This window comes from Kitasatospora sp. NEAU-CNBT7 (assembly GCF_057220535.1).
The window spans coordinates 1-21,929 of record NZ_JBXQQB010000034.1; the positions used below are offsets into that span (position 1 = coordinate 1).

Genomic DNA, 21,929 nt, shown 5'->3' on the forward strand with positions numbered 1-21,929 from the left:
CGCTACTGTCGGCGCCGACGACTCACAGGGGGGCCGCATGTCCTACGCCACGCCGTACCCGCCCGCAGGCCCGCCGTACGGTGCCCCACGGCCGCAGCCGCCGGGCGGCCGGGACGGCAGCCTGATCGCACTGGCACTGCTGCTGCTGGTCCAGCTGGCCATCGAGATCGGTGTGCTGGTCTGGGACTTCACCCAGGCCGGGCCCGACTACCTGGGGACGGCGCTGGGCTTCTCCTTCGACGCCTACGTGCAGGCCCCGGTGGGCTTCTTCGGCTACGACACGGCGCTCTGCGTGGCCCTGCTGGTGCTGGCCGTCGGCGCGTTCAGCGGCGGCCGCTGGACCAGGCCGGCCGCGGTCGCGCTGCTCGGCGTCAACGCCTACGCGGCCGGGGCGCAGCTGATCAACCAGGGCGGCGACGGCTTCGCCGAGCCGGTCAGCCACCTGGTGCTCAACCTCACCGTGGTGGCCTCCCTCCTGCTGGCCCTGGCGGTGGCGGTGCTGGTGGGCGTCACCCAGCGGCGCCCGCCCGGCCTGCCGCCGGTGCCTGTCGCACCGTACCCCGGCGCCCAGCCGTACCAGGTGCCCCAGCCGTACCAGCATCCGCAGGCACCCCAGGCGCCGCAGGGGTACCTCCCGTACCCCGGGCAGCCGCCCGCGCCCGCCGACGCCCCGCCCGCCGCTCCGGCGCCGCCCGCCGCTCCCCCGGCGCCGCCCACCGCACCGCCGGGCGTTCACTAGCGGGTCAGCGGCCGCGCAGCTCGCAACGGATCACCAGCCGCAGACCGGAGTAGGTCGCGTCCACGGCGCACACCTTGTTGTCGACCAGCCCGGTCGGCAGCGCCACCTCGCGCAGCACGTCCTCGGTCAGGTCGGTCGCCACCCGGGAGGCCTTCTTCGGCCAGGCCACCCACAGCCCGGCGGCGGGCCGCATGGCGGCCCGGAACTCCGCCAGCCGGCCGGTCAGCCCGGCCCGGTCGGCGGGGAACCAGAGCGCCACGTCGAACGGCGCGGCGGGGTCCGGCGCGGGCCGGGTCCGCACCCCCGGCGGCAGCCCGGGGATCAGGAAGCCGTCCGGTGCGCCCGCGAGCACCAGCACCGCGTCCGGCCCGATGCCGAGCTTGCGGGCCAACGGCGTCCCCGCGTACCCGGCCGCGGCCACCGCTGTCAGCCGTCCAGCTCGGCGAGGAAGGCCTCGGCCACCTGCCAGGTCCGCTCCGCGGCCTCGGCGTCGTAGTCGGCCAGCCCCGGGTCGGTGTACAGGTGCCCGGCGCCCCGGTAGCGGTGGACCTCCACGTCGGCACCGGCCCGGGTCATCAGCAGGTACCAGGTGTTGAGCCAGTCCTCGGTCTCGAACGGGTCGGGCTCCGCGACGTGCAGCTGCACCGGGATCTCGGTCGCCGCGTCCTCCCGCAGGTCCGAGGTGCCGTGCAGGAGCAGCAGTGCGCGGGCCCGCTCGTCGGCCAGGGCCAGGTTCTGTGCCAGCGACCCGCCGAGCGAGAACCCCGCGTACACCAGGCCCGGCTCCCCCGCCCTGATCAGCGGGGCGGCGGCGGTCACCGCCCGGCGCAGCAGCTCGTCGCTGCCGAGCTCCTCCTTGTGGGCCGTGCCCGCCTCGACGTCCTCGAAGGTCTTCCCGTCGAACAGGTCGGGTGTGTGCACCTCGTGCCCGGCCGCGCGCAGCCGCTCGGCGGCGGTGTGCACGGCGGGGCGCAGTCCGTGGACGGAGTGCAGCAGGAGGATGGTGGCCACGGGGTCGGCTCCTTGACGGCGGGCGGGGCGGGGGTCGTGCCCTCCATGATCCCCCATCGGCCGGCCCGGGGCGGTCCCACCGGTCCGCCCTCCCACCCGGGTGCGGGTGGGAGGGCGGCGCCTTCGGTGGGCGGCCGCGTCAGTACTCGACCTTCATCGTCACCCCGCTGAAGCCCTGCTTGGCGTAGAGGCTGAAGTACACCCAGCCCGACGGCGGGTTGGCGACGGTCAGGGTCTCGGCGTTGCCGGCGTGCACGGACTTGGCGGTGTACGCGGTGCTGGTGGCCCAGCTGCGGCCGTTCCAGTAGAGGTCGGCGTTGCCGGTGCCGCCGCTGCTGGTGAGCCTGAGCTGCTTCACCCCGGCCGGCAGGTAGGCGAACATGTAGCTGACGTTGCCGGTGGTGGCGGCGACGCCGGTGCGGCGGCAGTTGCGGTCGTACTGCCGGACGTCGGCCGCGCCGCACAGCGGCAGGCCGCTGACGGTGAGCGTGCGGCTGAGGGTGGCGGTGGCGCCCCGGTCGTCGGTCACGGTCAGGGTCACCGTGTAACTCCCCGCCGTGGCGTAGGACTTGGTGGGGTTGGCGGCGGTGGAGGTGGTGCCGTCTCCGAAGTTCCAGCTGCGGGCGGCGATGGTGCCGTCCGGGTCGGTGGAGGTGTCGGTGAAGGCGACGGACAGGTCGCTGACCGCGGCCGTGAAGGCGGCCACCGGCGGCTTGTTCGTCTGGCCGCCGGGCTCGCAGGCGCCGGTGTTGCAGGCGGTCAGCCAGGCGGCGAAGTCCGCGTCGTAGCGGGTGCCGACGGTGGTGGTGAGGTAGGTGCGGGCGCCGGTGAAGTCACCGGTGCGGTACTTGGCGAGCACCGCGTCCAGGTCCGGCCGGTGCTTCTCGACCATGTAGCGGACCGCCAGGTAGCCCCAGTTGTAGATCCGGGTCTGGTCGGCGTTGTCGTAGGTGGTGTCGAAGAGCGTGCGCAGGCTGTAGGTGTGCAGGCCGGCCTGGGTGATCGCGTCGTCGTAGCGGGCCCCCCGGTAGGAGTACGAGATGTACTCGGCCAGGCCCTCGCTCCACCAGACGGTGGGGGTGGTGGTGCCGGCGTCGAAGTTGCCGTACATGTCGTAGCGGCCGTCGAGGTAGTGGGTGTACTCGTGGTTGAGGTTCCACACCTGGAAGGCGGGCCGCAGCCACTCGGCCTCGTAGGCGATGAACCGGGGCTGGTTGCCGGCCGCGGCCGGGTCGCCCTCCAGGTACATGCCGCCGTTGTCGGTGGAGATCCCGAAGATCGGTCCGGCGTAGGTCTGGTAGTCGCTGCTGGAGTGGAAGACCACCACCTCGATGGTGGTGTTGTTGTCGCCGGCGACCGGGCCGCTGTCCTTGAGGACGCTGTGGAAGTAGGCGTCCTGGTTGACCAGGCTGGTGCAGGTGGCGGCCAGGTCGGCGGTGGCGGCCTGCTGGGCGACGATCCGGATGCTGGGGCTGCAGGGGTAGTTGACGGTCAGGACGGCGGCGCGCAGCCGGGCGGCGAGGTCGCAGGTGCCGTAGTAGGCGCAGTCGGCCTGGTCGTAGGTGTCGGTGGCGACCGCGAGGTTGACCCACAGGGCGGAGCTGGGGCCGGTGATCGCGCTGCGGTCGAGCAGTCCCTTGACCTGCGGGCGGACCTTGGTGAGCAGCGGCTGGTAGCGCAGGAAGCGGCCGAGTTCCAGGCCGGCGTTGGCGGCGAGGTAGCCGCGGTCGCCGCCGAGCAGGCCGAAGTTGCGGACCGCGAAGTCGGTCAGGGTGTCGGTGATGCTGGGGTCGGCCTGGACGGCGGCCTGGTAGTCCGCGTTCTGGTGGCCGCGCCACAGCACGGTGTAGGTGTTGTTGACGGCGTAGAGCATCGACCACAGGCCGTCGTAGGAGCTGTTGTAGCCGTTCAGCAGCCGCTTGACGACGTACAGGTAGCGGGCGTTCTCGGCGGCGCTGTCGATCAGGGTGACGGCCTCGTACAGGATCTGGCCGTTGGCGTCGGTGACGTCGCCGGAGTGCGGGGCGGCGTAGAAGGTGTCCAGGGCGCCGCGGATGGCGGTCTTCAGGGCGGTGCCGTAGCTGCCGACGTCGGCGGGGTGGTACCACTGCACGAAGTAGCCGGCGCGCAGGAAGAGCACCAGCTGGCCGGCGGAGGTGCTGTTGTCGCCGGGGTAGGCGGCGGAGACGTCGCGCAGCGCGTCGGCGACGGTGACCATCTGGGCCTCGCGGAAGACCGCGCCCGCGTCCGCGCCGGTGAGCGTGAACAGGGTGTTGACGCAGTCGGTGGGGACCGACTTGACCTGCTGGACCAGGGCTGCGCCGGACTTGGTGGCGAAGTCGGAGACGTTGCAGGCGGCGTCGAGGGCGCGGGGCGCGGCGGGCTTGGCGGGCTCGGCGTAGTCGGTGCGGGCGGTGGCCGGGTCGGCGCTGCGGGGGGCGCGGTCGGCGGGCGCGACGGTGGCGCCGAGGTGCTGGTCCTCGGCGGCGGGGGTGCCGGTGGCGGGACGCGGCGGCGCTCCCGCCGGGGTCGCGGGGGCCGGTGCGGCGGGTGCGGCGGGAACGGCGGCCTGGCTACGGGGGGAGAACAGGCCGAACGCCAGACACAGGGCCAGGGCTGCGGTGAGCAGCAGCCGGGCGAGGTGTGGTGCGGCCGATGTCCGGAAGGAACTCACGTGGGGGCCTCCGGGCCGGGTGGACGGCCGCGCGCGGGCGCGGCCATGGGGATGTGGGGGTGGCCGGGGTGGGGGTGCGGCCGGGGGAACCTCGGCCGGGCGGCGCGGTGGGGACCTTGCTGCCCGGGCCGACAGAGGGTGTGACATGTACAATTGCATGTATCACATGGCGTTGGGAAGACCCGGGGAGCCGTCAACTTGCACCCCGGGCGGGCCGGTTGGGGCGGCCCGCCCGGGACGGGGGCCGCCGGACCGCCGGGTGAAGAGTCGACGAACAGTCAGTCGCAGGGGTTGGAGAGCCCGTTACCGGCTAGTAGCCTACGGCGACGTGACCGAGACCCCTGACACCCTCTCCGCTGCCCGGCCGCGCCGCCGCCGGGTCCTCAAGGCCGCCGCGCTGACCGCGGGCGCCGTCGCCGTACCGCTGGGCCTCGGCGGGGCCACCGCCTCCGCCGCGCCCACGCCCCAGTTCCTGCACGGCGTCGCCTCCGGCGACCCGCTGCCGGACGGCATCCTGCTGTGGACCCGCGTCACCCCGTCCCCGGACGCCGTACCCGGCTCCGGCAGAGGCCAGGACATCGCGGTGGTCTGGCAGCTGGCCACCGACAAGGCGTTCACCGCCGTCGTCGCGAGCGGCACCGTCACCGCCTCCGCCGCGTCCGACCACACCGTCAAGGCCGACGTCCGCGGCCTGACCCCCGACACCGGCTACTGGTACCGCTTCACCGCCGGCGGCGTCACCTCCCCCGCCGCCCGCACCCGCACCACCCCGGCCACCGACGCCGCACTGAGCCACCTGCGCCTGGGCGTCGCCTCCTGCGCCAACTGGGAAGCCGGCTACTTCTCCGCCTACCGCCACCTCGCGGCCCGCGGCGACCTCGACGCCTTCCTGTTCCTCGGCGACTACATCTACGAGTACAAGTCCGGCGAGTACTGCGCCCGCGGCACCGTGGTCCGCCCGCACGAGCCCGCCCACGAGATCACCACCCTCGCCGACTACCGCACCCGGCACGGCCGTTACAAGACCGACCCGGACCTTCAGGCGCTGCACGCCACCGTCCCGACCGTGGCGATCTGGGACGACCACGAGTTCGCCAACGACGCCTACTCCGGCGGCGCCGAGAACCACACCCCCGGCACCGAGGGCAACTGGGCCGACCGGGTCGCCGCCGCCAAGCAGGCCTACTTCGAGTGGATGCCGGTCCGCCCGTCCGTCGCCGGCACCACCTACCGCCGGCTGCGCTACGGCAAGCTCGCCGACCTGCACCTGCTGGACCTGCGCTCGTTCCGCTCCGAGCAGGTCAAGGCCGGCAACGGCGACGTCGACTCCGCCGACCGCACCATCACCGGCCGCGCGCAGCTGGACTGGCTGAAGGCCGGCCTGTCCGCCTCCGACACCACCTGGCGGCTGATCGGCAACGAGGTGATGATCTCCCCGGTCGCCTTCCTCTCGCTGCCCGGCTACCTGCTGCGCCCGCTGGCCAAGCTGCTCGGCCTGCCCGGCGAGGGCATCGCGGTCAACACCGACCAGTGGGACGGCTACACCCACGACCGGCGCGAACTGCTCGGCCACCTCAAGCAGAACGGCATCGGCAACACCGTCTTCCTGACCGGTGACATCCACTCCGCCTGGGCCGCCGACGTCCCGTACGAGGCCGCCACCTACCCGGCCTCGGGCAGCGTCGCCACCGAGTTCGTGGTCACCTCGGTGACCTCGGACAACATCGACGACGTCCTCAAGGTCGCCCCCCAGACCATCTCGCTGCTGGCCGTCGCCGCCCTGGAGGCCGCCAACCGCCACGTCAAGTGGATCGACCTGGACTCGCACGGCTACGGCGTCCTGGACATCACCCCGCAGGCCGCGCAGATGGACTACTACGTGCTGTCCGACCGGACCCGGCAGGACGCCACCTCCAAGTGGACCCGCTCGTACCGGACCCGCTCCGGCACCCAGCAGGTCGAGCGGGTCTACGCGCCCGTGAAGTGACATCCCGCCGGCCGCGCCGCCACCCGGGCCACCGGGCGGCGGCGCGGCCGGAAGCCGGATGCCGGATGGCGGATGGCGGTCCCGGCTCAGCCCGGCGGAACGGCCAGGCGGTAGCGCTGCTTCTCCGTGCGGGTGGCGCCGAGCCGGTCGTAGAAGCGGATCGCGCCCTCGTTCCAGACCGGCGTGTTCCACTGCACCTCGGCCAGCCCGCGGGCCGCGGCCTCGGCCACCACCGCGCCGATCACCAGGCCGCCGAGGCCGAGGCCGCGGTGCTCGTCGCGCAGGTAGAGGCAGTCCAGGTGCAGGTAGGGCCGCCCCTGCCAGGTGCTGAACTCCTCGGTGCAGGTGGCATATCCGGCCAGCACACCCCCCGGCAGCTCGGCCACCAGGCAGCTCAGCCGCGGCCCGGCCCGTTCGAACAGCTCGGCCGCCAGCAGCTCCGCCAGCCCCTCGGCGGGCGGCGCCGCCCGCTCGTACGCCGCGTGCTCGGCGGCCAGCACAGCCACCTGCGGCAGATCGGCCCGCACCGCCGCCCGGACCCGCGGACCCGCCGCGCCCACGTCCGCCGGGCCGGCCGCCGGGCCGCTCTGCGGCGCGGTCACCGGGACTGCTCCGGGGCGAAGCGGGCGACCAGGTCGCCCGCACCGAGCCGGCGCAGCGTGTCCGGCGCGGCGTCGACCGGGCCGGGGCGGAGCCGGTAGAGCGTCCCGGACCGGCCGGGCGGCACCGGCAGATCGCCGTCGACCAGGCAGAGCGGGCCGTCGGTCCCGGCCAGCCGGGCGGCCAGCGCCTCGCCGCCCAGCCGCTCCTCGGCGTCCGGGCCGCTCAGGGTGCGCAGCCGGGCGGCGAACCGCCCGGCCGGCTCGTCGTCCGCCCGCCGCCAGGTCCGGACGGTCCTGCCGTCCCGGGCCCGGACCAGCACCTCCCGCGCGTCGGCGGCGGCGCAGGCGCAGGCCAGGTCCCACAGGGTGGCCCGGGCGCCCGGCGCGAAGTGGGCCAGCAGGTCGGCGCACAGCTGCCCGACCTGCGCGCCATGCCGGGCGATGTTGTGGAAGCCGCCCGCGGCGGAGGTGTTGAGGTCGGTCCAGGTGTACCGGCGCTCCGCCAGGTCGACGATCATCGGCACGCACACCCGGGCGTCCCCGGCCAGGTCCATCCGCTGGCGCACCGCCCGGGGGTCGAAGCCGCCGGCCGGGCCGAGTTCGGCGAGGTCCATGAACCCGGTGAAGGCGTCGGTGAGTTCGTCGAAGGCGATGTCGTTGTACGCGAGCACGAGCACCACCGCGTAGCGCGCGCCGTGGCCGGCCAGCAGCTCCAGGTCCAGGTCGGCGAACTCGGTGGCGCCGTGCGGCGGCGGCGCGTCGACCAGGTCGCCGGAGTGCACCGCGGCCCGCTGCCCGTACACCAGTGAGGTGTAGTCGCACAGCCCGGCGAACTGCCAGTCGGCGCTGTAGAGGGCGATCGACAGGTCCAGGTCGACCCGCACGCCCTCGGGCTGCATCCAGTGCAGGAACAGCCGCAGCCGGCCGCCGTCCGGCAGCGGCTGCACACTGCCGCGCGGCACCGGGACCAGCGTCTTGGCGGCCGCCCGTTCGGCGAACGGCGCCACCAGGTCGGCCAGTCCTTCGTCCAGCAGCGCCGTCCCGGTGCCCCGGCCGGACGGCGACGCCTGGGCCCGGCGCAGCAGTTCTGCCTCGATCAGCTCGCACACCGGGCCGCTCAGCGCCACGGGCACCACCGTGCCGTGGTCCTCCCGGGCGTGGGCCAGCGCGACCGAGCCCCGCGGGAAGTACAGCCGCCGCTCGCCCGGGGTGCGCGGGCCGCGCAGCCGCCCGTACGCGCCGAGCAGCGGACCCGGTCCGACCGCGCGCAGCGCCTCCGCGGCCGTCCGCAGGAACGCCTCGGGCAGCGGGCTGCCGGGCGCGGCGGTGGCGTGCACCCGCAGCAGGTGGTGGAGCCGGCGGACCAGCTCCCCCGGCCGGGCGGCCAGCAGCGCGGTGGCCCCGGCCAGGTCCCCGTCCGCGAGCCCGGCCTCGACCTGTCCGCCGAAGCCGGTGAAGCCGAGCCGGGTGCCGCGCTCGCGCCGGTCCACCCGCAGCGGCGCGGGCGCGTCGAGGAGCCCGGCGGCGGCCGGGTGCGCCTCCAGGTCGGTCTGCCGCAGCAGCGCGAACGCGGCGGCCACGGCCGGGAAGCGGCGGCGGTGCTCGGACGGGTGGAGCAGCTCGCCGGCCCGCAGCCAGGCCTGCCGGTGCCGCCGCAGGTCCTCGGCGAGCGCGGCGAGCGGCAGCGCGTCCAGCACGGCGAGCAGCGAACGGCGCAGCGGGCGCGGCAGGTTGCGCAGCCTGGGGGCGTTGGCGGGCAGCAGGTCGGGCTCGGCGCCGGACAGCGCCCACAGGATGCGCAGCACGTCGGTGGCGGTGTCGACGTGGGCGCGCAGCAGCGCCTCGGCGCCCTCGGGCGCGCGGCGCACCAGCGCCGCGAGGACGGTGGCCCTGGTCTCGCGGACGGGGATCGCTCCGGGCAGCCGGTCGGCGAGGTCGGCGGGGGCGTGGGCGAGCAGCACGGCGAGGTCCTCGCGGTCCTGCGGCGGCAGCGGGGTGCGGCGGGCGAGCAGCAGGTCGAGTTCGGCCAGGGCCGCGGCGGCGGGGTCGGCGCCCTCGGCCAGGTTCAGCGGGACCAGGCTGCGCCGCTGCGCCTCGGGCACCACCACGCGGTGCGAGTACGGCGCCCGGCCGGGGCCCAGGCGGCGCTCGGCGGCCAGTTCGGTGCCGCAGACCGGGCAGGCGGACAGCGCAGCGCCGTCCGCGGGGCCCGCCGGGTCCAGGCAGTCGGCGCAGACCAGGTGGGCGCAGGGCGCGAGGGCGCCGATGCCCGCCTCGGCGCCGGTTCGGCCGCACCGCACGCACGGCTGGTGCGGCTGGCTCAGCAGGAACTGCCGCATCTGCTCGGAGAAGTAGGACTGCGCGTCGTCGGGCACGCTGTCGGGGAAGCCGCGGAACAGCGGGCGGTGCCGGCGGTCGGCGCCGTACAGCGCGTCCAGCCGGGCCAGCAGGGTGGAGCCGAGCAGCGCCAGGTCGGTCGGGTGCAGGCGGGCCAGGGTGGCGCGCAGCGACGCGCCGAGCACGTGTCCGCGCTGGAGCAGGTCGCCGTCGAGGGCGGTGAGGCCGGCGGCGGTCCAGCTGTCGGCGGCGGCGCCGAGCAGGGCCGGCGGGACGTGGACGGCGCTTCGACGGCGGAGCAGGAAGGTGTCGAGGTCCGGGTCGGCGACGGCCTGGGTGGCGCTGGTCATGCTGGTGGGGCCCCCTGGGGTGAGAGGCGCGGGGCGGAGAGTGGGCGCACTCGGTTCATTTACAGTGAGTTGAAAGAAGGAAGCACGCCGCGGAGCCGCCCCGCGCAGTCGTCACCCTAGCCCACCGGCCGCCGCGGGTAGAACGGCTTTGCGGACCCGGTCAGGACACCACGTCCTTGCGGGCGAAGCCGCGGAACGCCAGCGCCAGCAGGACCAGCGAGTAGCTGACCGAGAGCGAGGCGCCCTGGAGCATCCCGCCCCACTCCAGCTGCGGCTGCAGGGCGTCCGCCCAGGCGTAGTTCCAGTGCGCGGGCAGCCATTCGCGCAGGCCGCCGAGGGCGGTGATGGCGTCGAGCACCCCGGTGACGATGGTCAGGAACACGGCGCCGCCGACCGCGCCGAGCGGGGCGTCGGTGGCGGTGGAGAGCCAGAACGCCAGGGCGCCGACGACCAGTTCGGCGACCACCACGAAGGCCACCGCGAGGGCGAGCCGCGGCAGCGCCACCGACGCGGGCAGGCTGGCGCCGGTGGGCAGCCTCAGGTCGCCCCAGCCGTACGCGGCGGTGCCGACGCCCAGCCCGACCAGCGGAAGCAGCACGATCGCGGCCGCCGAGAAGGCCAGCCCGACGGTGAACTTGCGGGCCAGCAGCCGGGCCCGGGGCACCGGCGCGGCCAGCAGGTAGCGCAGCGAGGACCAGCTGGCCTCGGAGGCGACGGTGTCGCCGCAGAACAGCGCCATCGGGATGACCAGCAGGAAGCCGGTGCCCATGAAGAGCATGGTGGCGGCGAAGTTGGGCCCGGAGGCGGTGGCCAGCTCGATGAAGGTGGTGCGGTCCGGGCGGTCGGGGGTGCCGCCGATCTGGAAGGCGGCCAGCACGATGAACGGCATCGCGGCCAGTACCCCGCCGATCACCATGGTCCGGCGGCGGCGCAGCTGGCGGACCGCCTCGACCCGCAGCGGCAGGGTCCGGCCGGGCCGGTAGCCCGGGGCCGCGGCGGTGTCGGCGGGTGCGGGCGCGGGGGCGGGGGCGGGGGCGGGGGCGGTCATGCCGTTCCTCCGATCAGTGACAGGAACGCGTCCTCGAGTCTGCGGTGCGGCCCGAACCGCTCGACCGGGACGTCCAGCCGGACCAGTTCGACCAGCAGCTCACCGGCGGTCAGGCCGTCGAGGCGCACCAGCAGCCCGCCGTCGACCGCCTCGGCGGAGGCGACCCCGGCCAGCGCGGCCACCTTGTCGGCGGCCACCGCCCGCCGGTCGCCGCCGAACCCGGCGGGGGTGGCGACCAGCAGCACCTCGCCGGCGCCGACGATGTCCGCGACCTCGCCCGCGACGACCAGCCGGCCGCGGTCCATCACCACCAGGTGGGTGCAGCTCTGCTCGATCTCGGAGAGCAGGTGGCTGGAGACGATGACGGTCCGCCCGGCCGCGGCGTACCGGATCATCACCTCGCGCATCTCGCGGATCTGCGGCGGGTCGAGGCCGTTGGTCGGCTCGTCCAGGATCAGCAGGTCGGGCAGGCCGAGCATGGCCTGGGCGATGGCCAGGCGCTGGCGCATGCCCTGGGAGTAGGTGCGCACCGCCCGGTCGAGCGCCTCGCCGAGGTCGGCGATGGCCAGCGCCTCGTCCAGGTGGGCGTCCTCGGCCGGGCGGCCGGTGGCCTGCCAGTACAGCCGCAGGTTGGCCCGCCCGGTGAGGTGCGGGAGGAAGCCCGCGCCCTCGACGAAGGAGCCGACCCGCGACAGCACCGGGGAGCCGGCCCGGATCGCGTGCCCGAAGATCCGGATCTCGCCGGCGTCGGGGCGGATCAGCCCCATCAGCATCCGCAGCGTGGTGGTCTTGCCCGCGCCGTTGGGCCCGAGCAGGCCGAGCACCTGGCCCTGCTCGACCCGGAAGCCCAGGTCGCGGACGGCGTACCGGTCGGCGGCGCCGCGGTAGCGCTTGCTCAGACCGGTGATCTGCAGCGGGACACCGGCCAGTGCCGGATCGGGCGCCCGGTGCCGCAGGCGCCGCCGGGGCAGCAGCAGGACGGCGGCCGCGCCGAGCGCGGCCAGCGGCAGCAGCCAGGTCCGGGCGGGCAGCGGGGCGGCCTCGGTGTGCAGCGCCGCCACGGTCGGTACGGTGAGCGGCCCGTCCGCGGAGATCCGGTAGGTGGCGCTCTGCGCGGGCGAGGCGTACGCCAGGTCGGTGGCGGCCAGCACCAGGCGCAGCCGGTGGCCGGCCTCGAAGGTGTGGTCGACCGCGGGCAGCGTGATGTCGACGCTCCGCCCGCCGGGCGCGTCGGCGCCGGTCACCCGCAGCGGCGCGACCAGCTGCTGGGGCAGCGCCTGCTTGCCGTCCGGTCCGACGTCGTACAGCTTGGCGAAGAGCACCGCGTCGGGGCGGTCGGCCCGGACGGTGATCCTGGTGGTGGGTGCGCCGGTGAGGTGCAGGCCCGCGTCGAGCGGTGCGGAGTCGAACGAGGCGTACTGGCCGGGGAAGTCCAGCGCGAGGCCGGCGCCGAGCGCGGACGCCTGGGCGAGGGCACCGATGCCGGGCACGGTGGAGATGTCGGGCGGGGTGCCGCCCGGCGGGTTGGCGATCTCCTGCGGGGCGCCGCCGAGCGGGACGGTACGGGAGCCGGTGCCGCCGAGTCCGGGGTAGGCGGCGGCGTCGGCGCCGCGCAGCACGGCCTGGAACCCGGTGGAGTCGACGCCGCCGGTCCGGGTGACCCGGAACGCGGGTCCCGTGTCGGTGCCGCTCTGCTGCTTGAGGTAGCGGTCGAACCAGGCGGTGACCCGGTCGTCGACCCGGGCGCTGCCCTCGGTGCCGCCGTCGTGGCCGCCGGCGAACCAGTCCACGGCCACCGGCGCGCCGTTGGCGGCGACCGCCCGGGCGATCTCGTCCCCCTGGTCGAGCGGGAACAGCGAGTCCTGCTGGCCCTGCACCACCAGGGTGGGGACCTTGATCCGGTCGCCGACCGAGGACGGGCTGGACCGCTCCAGCATCGCGACCGCGTCCGGGTCGGCGTGCCCGGCGGTGGCCACCCGGTCGTACATCGCGCACAGCTCGTCCAGGAACCGGCCGCAGCCGATCGGGCCCTGCGCGGCACCGCCGCCGGGACGCCCGCCGGGGCCGGCCGAGGGGTCGGCCGCCGAGCCGGTGGTGAAGAAGATCCCGGCCCACAGCTTCTTGAACACCCCGTCGGCCGCGCCGCTGCCCTGCACCCCCTGCGGGAACAGCGCGTCCGCCAGGTTCCACCAGGTGATCTGGGTGGCCACCGAGTCGATCCGGGAGTCGTACGCGGCGCCGAGCAGCGCGACCCCGCCGCCGTAGGAGGCGCCGGTGATGCCGACCCGCGGGTCACCCGGGCCGTCCAGCTGCACCTCGGGGCGCTGGGCCAGCCAGTCGACCAGGTGCCGGACGTCCTGCACCTCGCGGTCGGGCGCGTCCAGGCCGATCTTCCCGCCGGACTTGCCGAAACCGCGGGCGGACCAGGTCAGTACCGCGTAGCCGGACCTGGCCAGCTGCTCGGCGCGTGCCCGCTCGCCCTCCTTGGAGCCGCCGAAGCCGTGCGCCAGCAGGACCGCCGGGCGCGGCCCGGAGCCGGTGGTGAAGAACGAGGTGTCGATCGGGACGGTCGCGGCGCCGCCCGGGGTCTCGGGCAGGTCCAGCACCCGGTCCTCCCGGCGCACCGCCGGTCCGGAGCCCGAGGCCGCCACCGCGCCGAGCCCGCCGAGGACGGCGAGCAGCGCCAGCAGCAGGCCGATCACCACCGACCGCCGGCCCGTCGGCCGCCTGCGCCACACCCCACCGAGACCCATGGTGACCGATCCTATGCACCGCTCGGGTAGGACGGTGATAAGCCCCCCGGCGGCGCACCCGCCGCGGGCGCTGGACCGGCCGGACGGCAGCGGCCATAGTGACCACCATGGCCTCTCTCATCCGTCAGGTGACCGTCGACTGCGCCGATCCGTACGCGCTGGCCGGATTCTGGGCAGCCGTCCTGGACTCCCGGATCCACCCGGACGACGGGCCCGAGGACCCCGAGGTGCTGGTCGAGTCCCCGGGCGGCCGGGTGCTGTTCATCGCCGTACCGGAGGGCAAGACCGTCAAGAACCGGCTCCACCTCGACCTCCAGCCGCAGGACCGGCCCCGCGACGAGGAGGTCGACCGGCTGCTCGCCCTCGGTGCCGCCCTGGCCGACGACCGGCGCAACCCCGACGGCTCCGGCTGGGCGGTGCTCACCGACCCCGAGGGCAACGAGTTCTGCGTCGAGCGCAGCGCCGCCGAGCGGGCCGCCACGGCCTGACGCACCCTCGCGGCCCGGGTCACGGCAGCTTGGCCGCCAGCAGGTCGATCTGCCGGATGTCGGGGGCCACGGCCAGCATGGTGGGCGCCGCCTCCATCAGGGCGGCCGCGATCCGGCCCTGCAGGTGGGCGGCGCGGCCCTGCTCGTCGGCGAAGGTGTCGAAGACACCGAAGGTGGTGGCGCTCTCCCGGAACGAGAACCACGCCAGGGTCCGCTCCTCCTCGTTGGCGAGCGCGACGGCGTCGCGCAGCATCGTGCCGACCTGCTCGGCGTACTCGGGCTTGGCTTCGATCCGGACCAGCAGACCGATGGTCATACCGCTGCTCATGCTCACTCCCTGCCTGGATGCCGTCACCCTGAGTGGTGACGCCAGTGCATCCTAGGTCGGCCGGGGCGGCCCGTCGGGGAGCGCGGCGGGCCGCCCGGCGCCGTTTCGGCGCCGGGCGGGTGAGCCGGCCGGACCGGCCGAGGACCTACCAGAGGTCGTCGGGGTCGAAGTTGGCCATGTCCGCGTCGCTCTCCTCGTCCGAGCTGTGGCTCGTCTGCGCGGGCTGCGGCTGCGGCTGCGGCTGGACCGGGGGTGCGGCGGCCGCGGCCGCGGCCGCCTCGGCGCGGGCCCGGCGGGCCGCCTCGAACTGCTCCTGCCGCTGCTGCTGCTCCAGCAGGCGCTGCGCCTCCCTCGCCTCCCGCTGCCGCTGCGCCTCGGCGGCCCGTGCGGCCCTGGCCTCCCGCTCGGGCGCCTCCCGGCGCCAGTTGACCTGCTCCTGGGCCTGCGAGTGGATGCTCTCGTCGGTCAGGACGTGCGGGTTGTCCATGTGCAGCAGGCCCATCAGCAGCTGGTCCTGCCGCCAGTCCAGCGCCCGGCCGTTGACCTCCGAGGTGTACTGCCGGAACCGGGAGTCCGGTGTGCGGTAGCCGCGCAGCACCTCGGCGATGTCCTGCACGGACTCGGGCTTCGGCTCGTTGGAGAGGTGGCCCAGCTGGTCGATGACCTCGTCGGAGTAGAACCGCTCGTTCGCCCGGATCTCCTGCGACAGCGTCTCGAAGTTCTGCCGGACCACGTCGGGACGGCCCAGGCTGGTCGACGGCGTCACATTGGTGCGGATCATCTCCCCTTCCCAGGTCTTCTTGTCCATCGCGAGCTTCAGTGCCTGCGCGTCGGCCGGGTCCAGGCCCCGGCTGAGGATCTCGTACACCCGGTCGAACCCGGCCTGCGTCTCGCCGGGGTTCGGCGGCCGGTTGCGGTCGGTGTGACGGGTGAGCGCGTTGCCGAAGTCCTGCAGCTTGTCGACGGGCATGGTGAACTTCCCGTCGCCCGTGTGCTGGTTGGCCTCCTTGGCCCAGCCTTCGACGATGTCCCGGCCCCACTTCACCTTGCCGAGCTGCATGTGCGGCTCGGAGTGCTCGGCGGCCGCGGACCACTCGGTGCCCGCGTTCATGCCGTCCGTCGCCTTGGTGAGGTCACCGTTGACGCCCAGCGCCTGCGCGGAGCGCTCCAGCACCGACGCGTCCTCGCGGGCCTGCGCCGCGGCGTCCCGCAGGGTCCGGGCGACCTGCGGGTCCGGGTGGTCCTGCGCCAGCCGGTCGACGCCGTCGGCGGCGTCCCGCAGGCTGTCGGCCGCGTTGCGGTAGTCCTCGTGCGACGGCGACTCGTTGCGCCAGGTGGCCCGGTCCCAGGCGTCCCGGGCGTGCGACAGGTCCGGCACCGAACCCGCCCCGTCCCGGCCGAGGGCGTTGGCCACCCGCGCCTCCAGCAGGTCCGCCGCGGCGGGCTCGTGGATCCGCGGGTAGGGGGTCGTACCGACATTGGGCGACAGGTACGGACGCCCGGTCAGCTGGCTGGCGTTGGTGGTGTTGGCGCCCTCCTGGATGGCCGGCAGGTCACCGAGCTGGAACAGCTTCTCGAAGTTCGACTGCGAGGTGCCGTCGCTGCGGATGAGCAGCACCTCGCCGTCCTTGAGCTCGGACATCATCCGGGAGACGTCCTCGGCCCCCAGCTCGGAGAGGTTCGCCCGCTTCAGCCAACTGGGCTCGAACTTCGGCGCGTAGCCGATCTCGCGCCCGCCGACCTCCACCATCACGGCCGGCTTGCCGTACGTCTTCACCCCGCCGACCTCGTGCGCGCCGGACTCCCGGATCGCGGACGCCAGGTACTCCGGGCCGCTGGCGCGCAGCCGGTCCTCCATCCGGGCCAGCCCGTAGACCGGCATCATGTCGACCTTGCCGTTGGCCACCGAGTCGGCGATCGACTGCAGCTTCGGGTCGTCGGGGAAGGCGACCTTCTCGGGCGTGCGGATGTCGAACTGGTACAGGCCGTGGTCCGGGCTGACCCCCGCGTCCATGTGGTGCGCGGTGTACTGCGGCGTGCCGTCCTCCCCCGGCGTCCGCTCGTAGACGGCCCGCGGGTGGCCCCAGGCGTACGGCGTGAGCAGCATCGCCTTGTCGGCACCCGTGAACGACAGCAGCGCGCCGGCCGACTCCCGGTTGACCTCCAGGCTGTCGCTGGCCGCGACGAAGGTCGGCCCGCGACCGAGGTCCGGCCGCACGGGCTGCTCGTACACGGTCTCGTGGTCGAGCTCCTTGTCCACGTACACCGGCTCGTTGACCCGGAGCTCGTCCCGGTCGAGCATCCGCTCCAGCCGCTCCCGCACGCTGTGCGGCGCGACCATCTGGATCTCGCCCCCGTAGCCCAGCTCACGCAGCGAGCGGACCAGCGTGATCGCCGCCGCCTGGTGGCCGGAGCCGGGGCCCGACTCGACCACGACGGTGACCGACTCGTGCTGCTGGAGCTTCTCGTAGACCTCCTGGCGGGCCTGGATCTCCTCCCGCGACGGCGGGTTGCCGCCCCGCCGGTCCGCGATGACGTCGTGCAACGCCTGCGCGTGCTCGGGCCGTTCGCGTCCCAGACCCCACAGCGCGTGCTCCGGGATCTCCTTGCCGAGCGCGTGCACCGCGCCCGTCCCATGCTGGTCCACCCAGCGCGCGAGGTCGTCGACCTTGCCGTTGCGGGCGTTGCGGACCAGGTCCTGCACCTCGTGCGTCCGGTCCTCACCGAGGCCGAGCTGCTCGCGCAGCTGGTCCGCCCGGTCCTCGGGCGAGTCCAGCAGCCTGCGCTCGGAGCCCCAGCCGGGCCGCGGCGTGCGCTCCGACGGGAGGTCCCGGGAGCCGGAGCCGGTGGTGTCCTCGTGCGGCGTGACGTTGTCGTGGGTGCCGTCGGTGTGGGTGTCGTGGGTCTGCGGGTCGTGGGTGTCGTGCGTCTGGTGGTCCTGGGTGTGGTCCACCGCCGGGTGCGTCTGGTCGGCGGACCCGTTGCCGTGGGTGTCGGACGGCGGCATCGGGGGCGGCGGCGGGACGTCCGCGTGCAGCGACCCCTCGGGCGCCGTGCGCACCGGCGGGGCCGGCGGCGCGGGCGGCGGCGGGGGCGCCTGGGTGTGCGGGGTCACCGGATCGGCGAACGGGTCGTCCGGGTGCCGGTTGGAGCCCTGCGAGCCGTGCGAGTCCAGCGAATCGTGCGAGTCGTGGGAGCTGATGCTCGCCGTGTCGGAACCGTCGTCCGAATGGTCCGACGGGTCCCGGAACGGGTCGTCCGGGTGCCGGTTGGAGCCCTGCGAGCCGTGCGAGTCCAGCGAATCGTGCGAGTCGTGGGAGCTGATGCTCGCCGTGTCGGAACCGTCGTCCGAGCGGTCCGACGGGTCCCGGAACGGGTCGTCCGGGTGCCGGTTCGAGCCCTGCGAGGCCGACGAATCCTGGGAGTCGTGCGAGCTGATGCTCGCCGCGTCCGAGTCGTGCGAGTGGACACTGCCCGTTCCCGTACCTGTGGGGTGCACCGGGCCGGTGCCGGTGCCCGTCGGGTGCACCGTGCTGCCCGAGCCGGCGGCCGTGGCCGCCGGGTCCGGGACCGGGATCGGCGGGGCGGGGCGGGTCGGCGCCGGCGGCCGCGACGGACCGGCCGGGTCCTCGTCGCCGAACAGGTTGCGCAGCCCGCGCAGCCCGTCGTTCTCGTTGACCGGGTTGGCCCGGATGGGCTCCGGGTCCGGGCCGTAGAGGCGCTCGAGCAGCGGCAGCAGGTCGGGCTCGTTGGCCCGCACCCAGTCGGCACCGTTGTTCCGGGGCTCCCCGGTGTACGGGTCATTGCCGTGGTTGGTACCGAGGTAGGCGTTGGTGACCTGCGCGAAGTACTCCAGCTCGTCGCGGGAGGCGTAGTTGTCGCCCTTCGGCCCGTCGGGCCGGCGGGCACCGTCGGTCCACTGGACCGGGCTCTCCTCGCCGAAGGTCCGCGCCAGGTGGTCGGCGTCGATCTTGGCCTGGTAGGAGTCCGTGATGAGCTGACGGTCCGACGGGCCCAGCGCCTGCCGGTGGATGGTGTGGGCGAACTCGTGGGTCGTGGTGGAGTAGCCGTCGTCGTAGTGCGACAGGCCACCGACCGTGGTGTGCTCCCCGAGCAGGTTCTCCTCGGTGGCGGCGGCCCGGCGGCCACCCGAACCACGCACGTCCTCCCACTTGCGACCGCCACCCGCGTCGCCCGCGGCCTCGGTGCCCCGCAGGTTCCGGTACGGCGCGGCGTCGGTCATCGGGACGTCCTTGGGCACCACGTACATGCCCGCGCGCCCCTTGAGCAGCTTCGCGGTCACCTCCGGGTCCTGGAGCATCCGGGAGAGGTTGTTCTCCGCCTCCTTGCGGGCCGCGTCGTGGTCGCTGACCCGCGGGTCGACGTCCACCATCAGGCGGGCCGCCGTCCGCGCGAACTCCTGCGGCGGCAGCGTGTTGCGCAGGTTGTCGACCAGCGGTTCGTTGGAGGCCAGCCAGCGGCGGTACTCCGGCCGCAGGTTCCCGAGGGCCTCCATCCGGTCGTGCTCGCTCATCCGCGGCACGTCGGCGACCAGGCGGTCGGCGTTCGGCGGCTGGGTCATCAGGAACCGCTGTTCCCGGCCGAGGCCGGTGATCGTCCGGCCGACCTGCCCGTCGTTGTCCGCGTTCAGACGGCCGAGTTCGGCCTCCCGCTCCAGGCGGCGCTGCTCGAAGATGTCCGGGCGCGGCGCGGTGTGCTGACCCTGGTTCTGGCCCGGGGTCTGGTTGTGGCCGTTGCCGTGCGCCTGACCGGTGCCGCCACCGGCGACCGGGCCGAGGGAGGACCCGGGGTTGACCGGGCCGAGCCCGCCGTGCGCCGGCGCGGGCGCCGGGGTGCCGGTCGAGGTGGAGGCGTGGTTCTGGCTCTGGTTCGGCGCGGCCGGGGGCGGCGGCGGAACCTCCCCGTGGGCGCCGGCGGCCGCAGGCTGCCGGGCCGGGGCCGGGGGCGTCGGAGCGGGGGGAATCCGGTCGGCGCCGCGGGCGCCCGCCGGACGGTTCAGACCGCCGGTGGACGACGGCTGCACCGGGCCGAGACCGCGCTGGCCGCCCTGGCCGCCTTGGCCGGTGCCGGGCGTCGTCCGGGGCGGGGCCTGCGGCGGCGGCGCCGCCGAGGAGCCGTGCGGCATCGAGCCCGGCACCCCGCCGGCCTGGGTCGGCACGTGGAACCCGCCCGCGCCCGGCACGCCCTGCGGCGGCACGGTCGCGGCGGTGGAGGCGTCGGCCGGGGGCGGCGGCGGGACCGCCGCCGGGTCGGTGGTGCGCGAGGTGTGGTCGCCGCCACCGCTGGTGGGGCGCACGGTCGGCACGGACAGCCCGCCGAGACCGGCGGTCTCCACCCGGGTGGGGCCGTTGTCGGAGTCCCGGGGCACGGAACCGCCGTCACCGGCGGCCGACTGGTGCGGCACCGACGCGGCAGACGGACCGGACGAGCCGGACCCGCTCACGTGACCCGCGGCCGGGACGGCCGACGGGGCCTGCTCGTGCACCTGCGCAGCGGGAGCCTCGTGCGGGGCCTGCGAGACCGGCGCCTCGTGCGGGGCCGCACTCGGCACGTGCTCCGAACCGCCCGAATGCACCGGAGGCACCGTGGACCCCTCGTGCGGGGTCGCGCCGGCGACGTGCTCCGGGGCGACCGGCTGCACGGTCGGCTCGGCGGCAGGCGGACGGGCCTCGGTGAACGGGGCCTGCGTGTGCTGCTGCGCGACCGGCTCCGGCTCGACGGGCCGGGGGGCGCTGTGCTCGGTCGTGGTGTTGTGCTCCGCCGTCGGGGTGGGCTCGACACGAGCACCACCCTCCGCCGGGGCACCACGCTCGACCGTCGGCGTGTGCTCGACCGACGGGGTGTGCCCCGCCGTGGTGTTGTGCTCCGCCGACGGCATGGGCTCGACACGAGCACCACCCTCCGCCGGGGCGCCGCGGTCCACCGGGGCGCTGTGCTCGACCGTCGGCGTGTGCTCGACCGACGGCGTGTGCCCCGCCGTGGTGTTGTGCTCCGCCGACGGCATGGGCTCGACACGAGCACCACCCTCCGCCGGGGCACCACGCTCGACCGTCGGCGTGTGCTCCGCCGGCGGGGTGTGGGAGGTGGTCTCCGTACCTGCGGGGTGGCTGGTACCCGCCGCCGGGGACTGGTGCTGCTGGGCAGGAACCGGGGTGTCGGCCGCGGGCGTCGCATGCTCCGGCGTGGCGTGCACCTGCGCGCCGCCGCCGGGAGCCTCCGAGGTGACATGGCTGCCGGAGGAGGTCGGACGGTCCGAGCCGAACGGCACGAGGCCGCCGGTGCTGCCGCCGCCGCTCCTGGTCGTGCCACCGCCGCCCTCAGTGGAGTGGCCCGCACCCGCGGTGATGCCGCCACCGGTACCGGCCGACGTGCTCGCCGTACTCGGAGCGGTCTCCGGGCCGCCGTGGGTGGACGGGCCGGAGCTCGGCCCGTGGTACGCCGACGCGGAGGTGTCGGGCTTGGAGAACGTCGGGGTGCCCTCGCCGTGGCTCCCGCCGCCCGTCGACGAGCCGCCCACGGACGAACCGCCCGCCGACCCACCCGCCGACCCACCGGCCGAGGAGCCGCCCACCGAAGGCCCGCCCACGGACGAACCGCCGACCGAACCGCCGATGTGCGCACCACCGATGGGCGCGCCGCCCTCCGGGGCACCGCCCTTGGGCGGCGGGCCCGCGTGCGGGGTCGGGATGTTGCCGGGGCCGTTGAACTTGCCCTTGATGTTGGACGCACCGGCCTTCAGGCCGACCGCCGCACCGCCGCTGAGGCCCGAGCCGAGCAGGCTGCCGCCCTCGACGTGGCCGGTGGTGATCAGCTGGGTGGAGACGTCCGCACCGACGCCGACCGCCGCACCGTGCACCATCTTGCCCGGGATGGTCTGCATCGCATTGGCCAGGCCGAGCTTTCCGCCCGCCCCGCTGAGACCCTTGCCGATCAGGTGGCCGCTGGCGCCCGCGACGGCGCCGCCGAGGGCGTTCTGCCCGACCTCCTTCATGTCGATGCTCTTGCGGTGACCCTCCATCACCTCGATGCCCTGGGCGAGCACGTTGATGGCGGCCATCTGCGCGGCCTGCTTGGCCGCGAACTCCAGGGCTTCCTTGAGCAGCGTCTTGAGGATCTGCTGGACGACGGTCCGGCTGATGCCGACCGCGACCGGGATCTGGGCGAGCGAGACACCGGCCGTGAACGGCGCCTCCGCCTCGGCGGTGGCGATCTCGAAGGCCAGGATGCCGAGCTGGGCGATGATCTGGATCTTCGCGGTCTCGGCGGAATTCGCCATCGCCTCCAGCATGTCGCCCATGCCGTTGCACGCCTGGACCAGACCGGGGAAGTACCCGGGGTCGGACTCCGTGCCCTTGCCGACGGTGAACTGGTCCCAGTGCTTGCCGAGCGCCTTCGCGGCCTCGCCCTCCTGGCCCTCCAGTGCACGCTTCAGTGCCGAGTCCGCGGACTTGCCCGCGTCCTCCAGGGTCTCGGCGCCGCTGCGCCAGCGCTCCGCCATGTCGCGGAGCATGTCTTCGTCGGCCTCCGGCCAGCGGGTGCCGGCCAGGAGGAGGAGCACCCACTGCAGGGGCTCGGGCAGCTCGACTGCCAT

General features: G+C 74.9%; 12 protein-coding genes. 3 read left to right on the top strand and 9 right to left on the bottom strand.

All coding sequences use genetic code 11. The annotated features are described in order from the left end of the window. The first annotated feature begins 37 nt into the window (after positions 1-37). Entirely contained in the window at positions 38-739 is a 702-nt protein-coding gene (locus tag AC2TEW_RS31655; protein WP_484624400.1) for a hypothetical protein, read from the top strand. Positions 740-743: 4 nt separating this feature from the next. On the opposite strand, the gene AC2TEW_RS31660 is transcribed toward AC2TEW_RS31655, so the two are convergent. The 3 genes from AC2TEW_RS31660 to AC2TEW_RS31670 form a co-directional block, all read right to left on the bottom strand. Further along, entirely contained in the window at positions 744-1,160 is a 417-nt protein-coding gene (locus tag AC2TEW_RS31660) for a DUF3052 domain-containing protein (protein ID WP_484624401.1), read from the bottom strand. A 5-nt stretch (positions 1,161-1,165) separates the two neighbouring features. Continuing rightward, positions 1,166-1,750, bottom strand: coding sequence for a dienelactone hydrolase family protein (locus AC2TEW_RS31665; RefSeq protein ID WP_484624402.1), 585 nt, complete (start codon positions 1,748-1,750; stop codon positions 1,166-1,168). Between the two features lie 139 nt (positions 1,751-1,889). Continuing rightward, positions 1,890-4,424: a collagenase gene (locus tag AC2TEW_RS31670; RefSeq protein ID WP_484624403.1), complete on the bottom strand. Its 2,535-nt coding sequence runs from the start codon at positions 4,422-4,424 to the stop codon at positions 1,890-1,892. A 328-nt stretch (positions 4,425-4,752) separates the two neighbouring features. Here AC2TEW_RS31670 and AC2TEW_RS31675 point away from each other — a divergent pair, with 328 nt between their 5' ends. Continuing rightward, positions 4,753-6,411: an alkaline phosphatase D family protein gene (locus AC2TEW_RS31675; protein ID WP_484624404.1), complete on the top strand. Its 1,659-nt coding sequence runs from the start codon at positions 4,753-4,755 to the stop codon at positions 6,409-6,411. 86 nt (positions 6,412-6,497) lie between these two features. On the opposite strand, the gene AC2TEW_RS31680 is transcribed toward AC2TEW_RS31675, so the two are convergent. The 4 genes from AC2TEW_RS31680 to AC2TEW_RS31695 form a co-directional block, all read right to left on the bottom strand. Further along, the gene (locus tag AC2TEW_RS31680; RefSeq protein ID WP_484624405.1) at positions 6,498-7,013 is read right to left on the bottom strand and encodes a GNAT family N-acetyltransferase; all 516 of its coding nucleotides are present in this window, start codon (positions 7,011-7,013) and stop codon (positions 6,498-6,500) included. Beyond that, positions 7,010-9,700 carry an MXAN_6230/SCO0854 family RING domain-containing protein gene (locus AC2TEW_RS31685; protein ID WP_484624406.1) on the bottom strand — a complete coding sequence of 897 codons (2,691 nt, stop codon included), beginning with the start codon at positions 9,698-9,700 and terminating at the stop codon, positions 7,010-7,012. Before AC2TEW_RS31685 ends, AC2TEW_RS31680 begins: the two co-directional genes overlap by 4 nt. Before the next feature lie 160 nt (positions 9,701-9,860). Next, positions 9,861-10,748: an ABC transporter permease gene (locus AC2TEW_RS31690; RefSeq protein WP_484624407.1), complete on the bottom strand. Its 888-nt coding sequence runs from the start codon at positions 10,746-10,748 to the stop codon at positions 9,861-9,863. Continuing rightward, entirely contained in the window at positions 10,745-13,501 is a 2,757-nt protein-coding gene (locus tag AC2TEW_RS31695; RefSeq protein WP_484624408.1) for an alpha/beta fold hydrolase, read from the bottom strand. The genes AC2TEW_RS31690 and AC2TEW_RS31695 overlap by 4 nt, the downstream gene beginning before the upstream one ends. 107 nt (positions 13,502-13,608) lie before the next feature. Between AC2TEW_RS31695 and AC2TEW_RS31700 the strand changes: the two genes are divergently transcribed. After that, entirely contained in the window at positions 13,609-13,989 is a 381-nt protein-coding gene (locus AC2TEW_RS31700; RefSeq protein ID WP_484624409.1) for a VOC family protein, read from the top strand. A 19-nt stretch (positions 13,990-14,008) separates the two neighbouring features. Here the strand turns inward: AC2TEW_RS31700 and AC2TEW_RS31705 are convergent, their stop codons facing one another. Together AC2TEW_RS31705 and AC2TEW_RS31710 are read right to left on the bottom strand one after the other, a co-directional pair. Continuing rightward, positions 14,009-14,317 carry a putative quinol monooxygenase gene (locus tag AC2TEW_RS31705; RefSeq protein WP_484624410.1) on the bottom strand — a complete coding sequence of 103 codons (309 nt, stop codon included), beginning with the start codon at positions 14,315-14,317 and terminating at the stop codon, positions 14,009-14,011. Between the two features lie 145 nt (positions 14,318-14,462). After that, entirely contained in the window at positions 14,463-21,929 is a 7,467-nt protein-coding gene (locus AC2TEW_RS31710) for a WXG100-like domain-containing protein (protein ID WP_484624411.1), read from the bottom strand.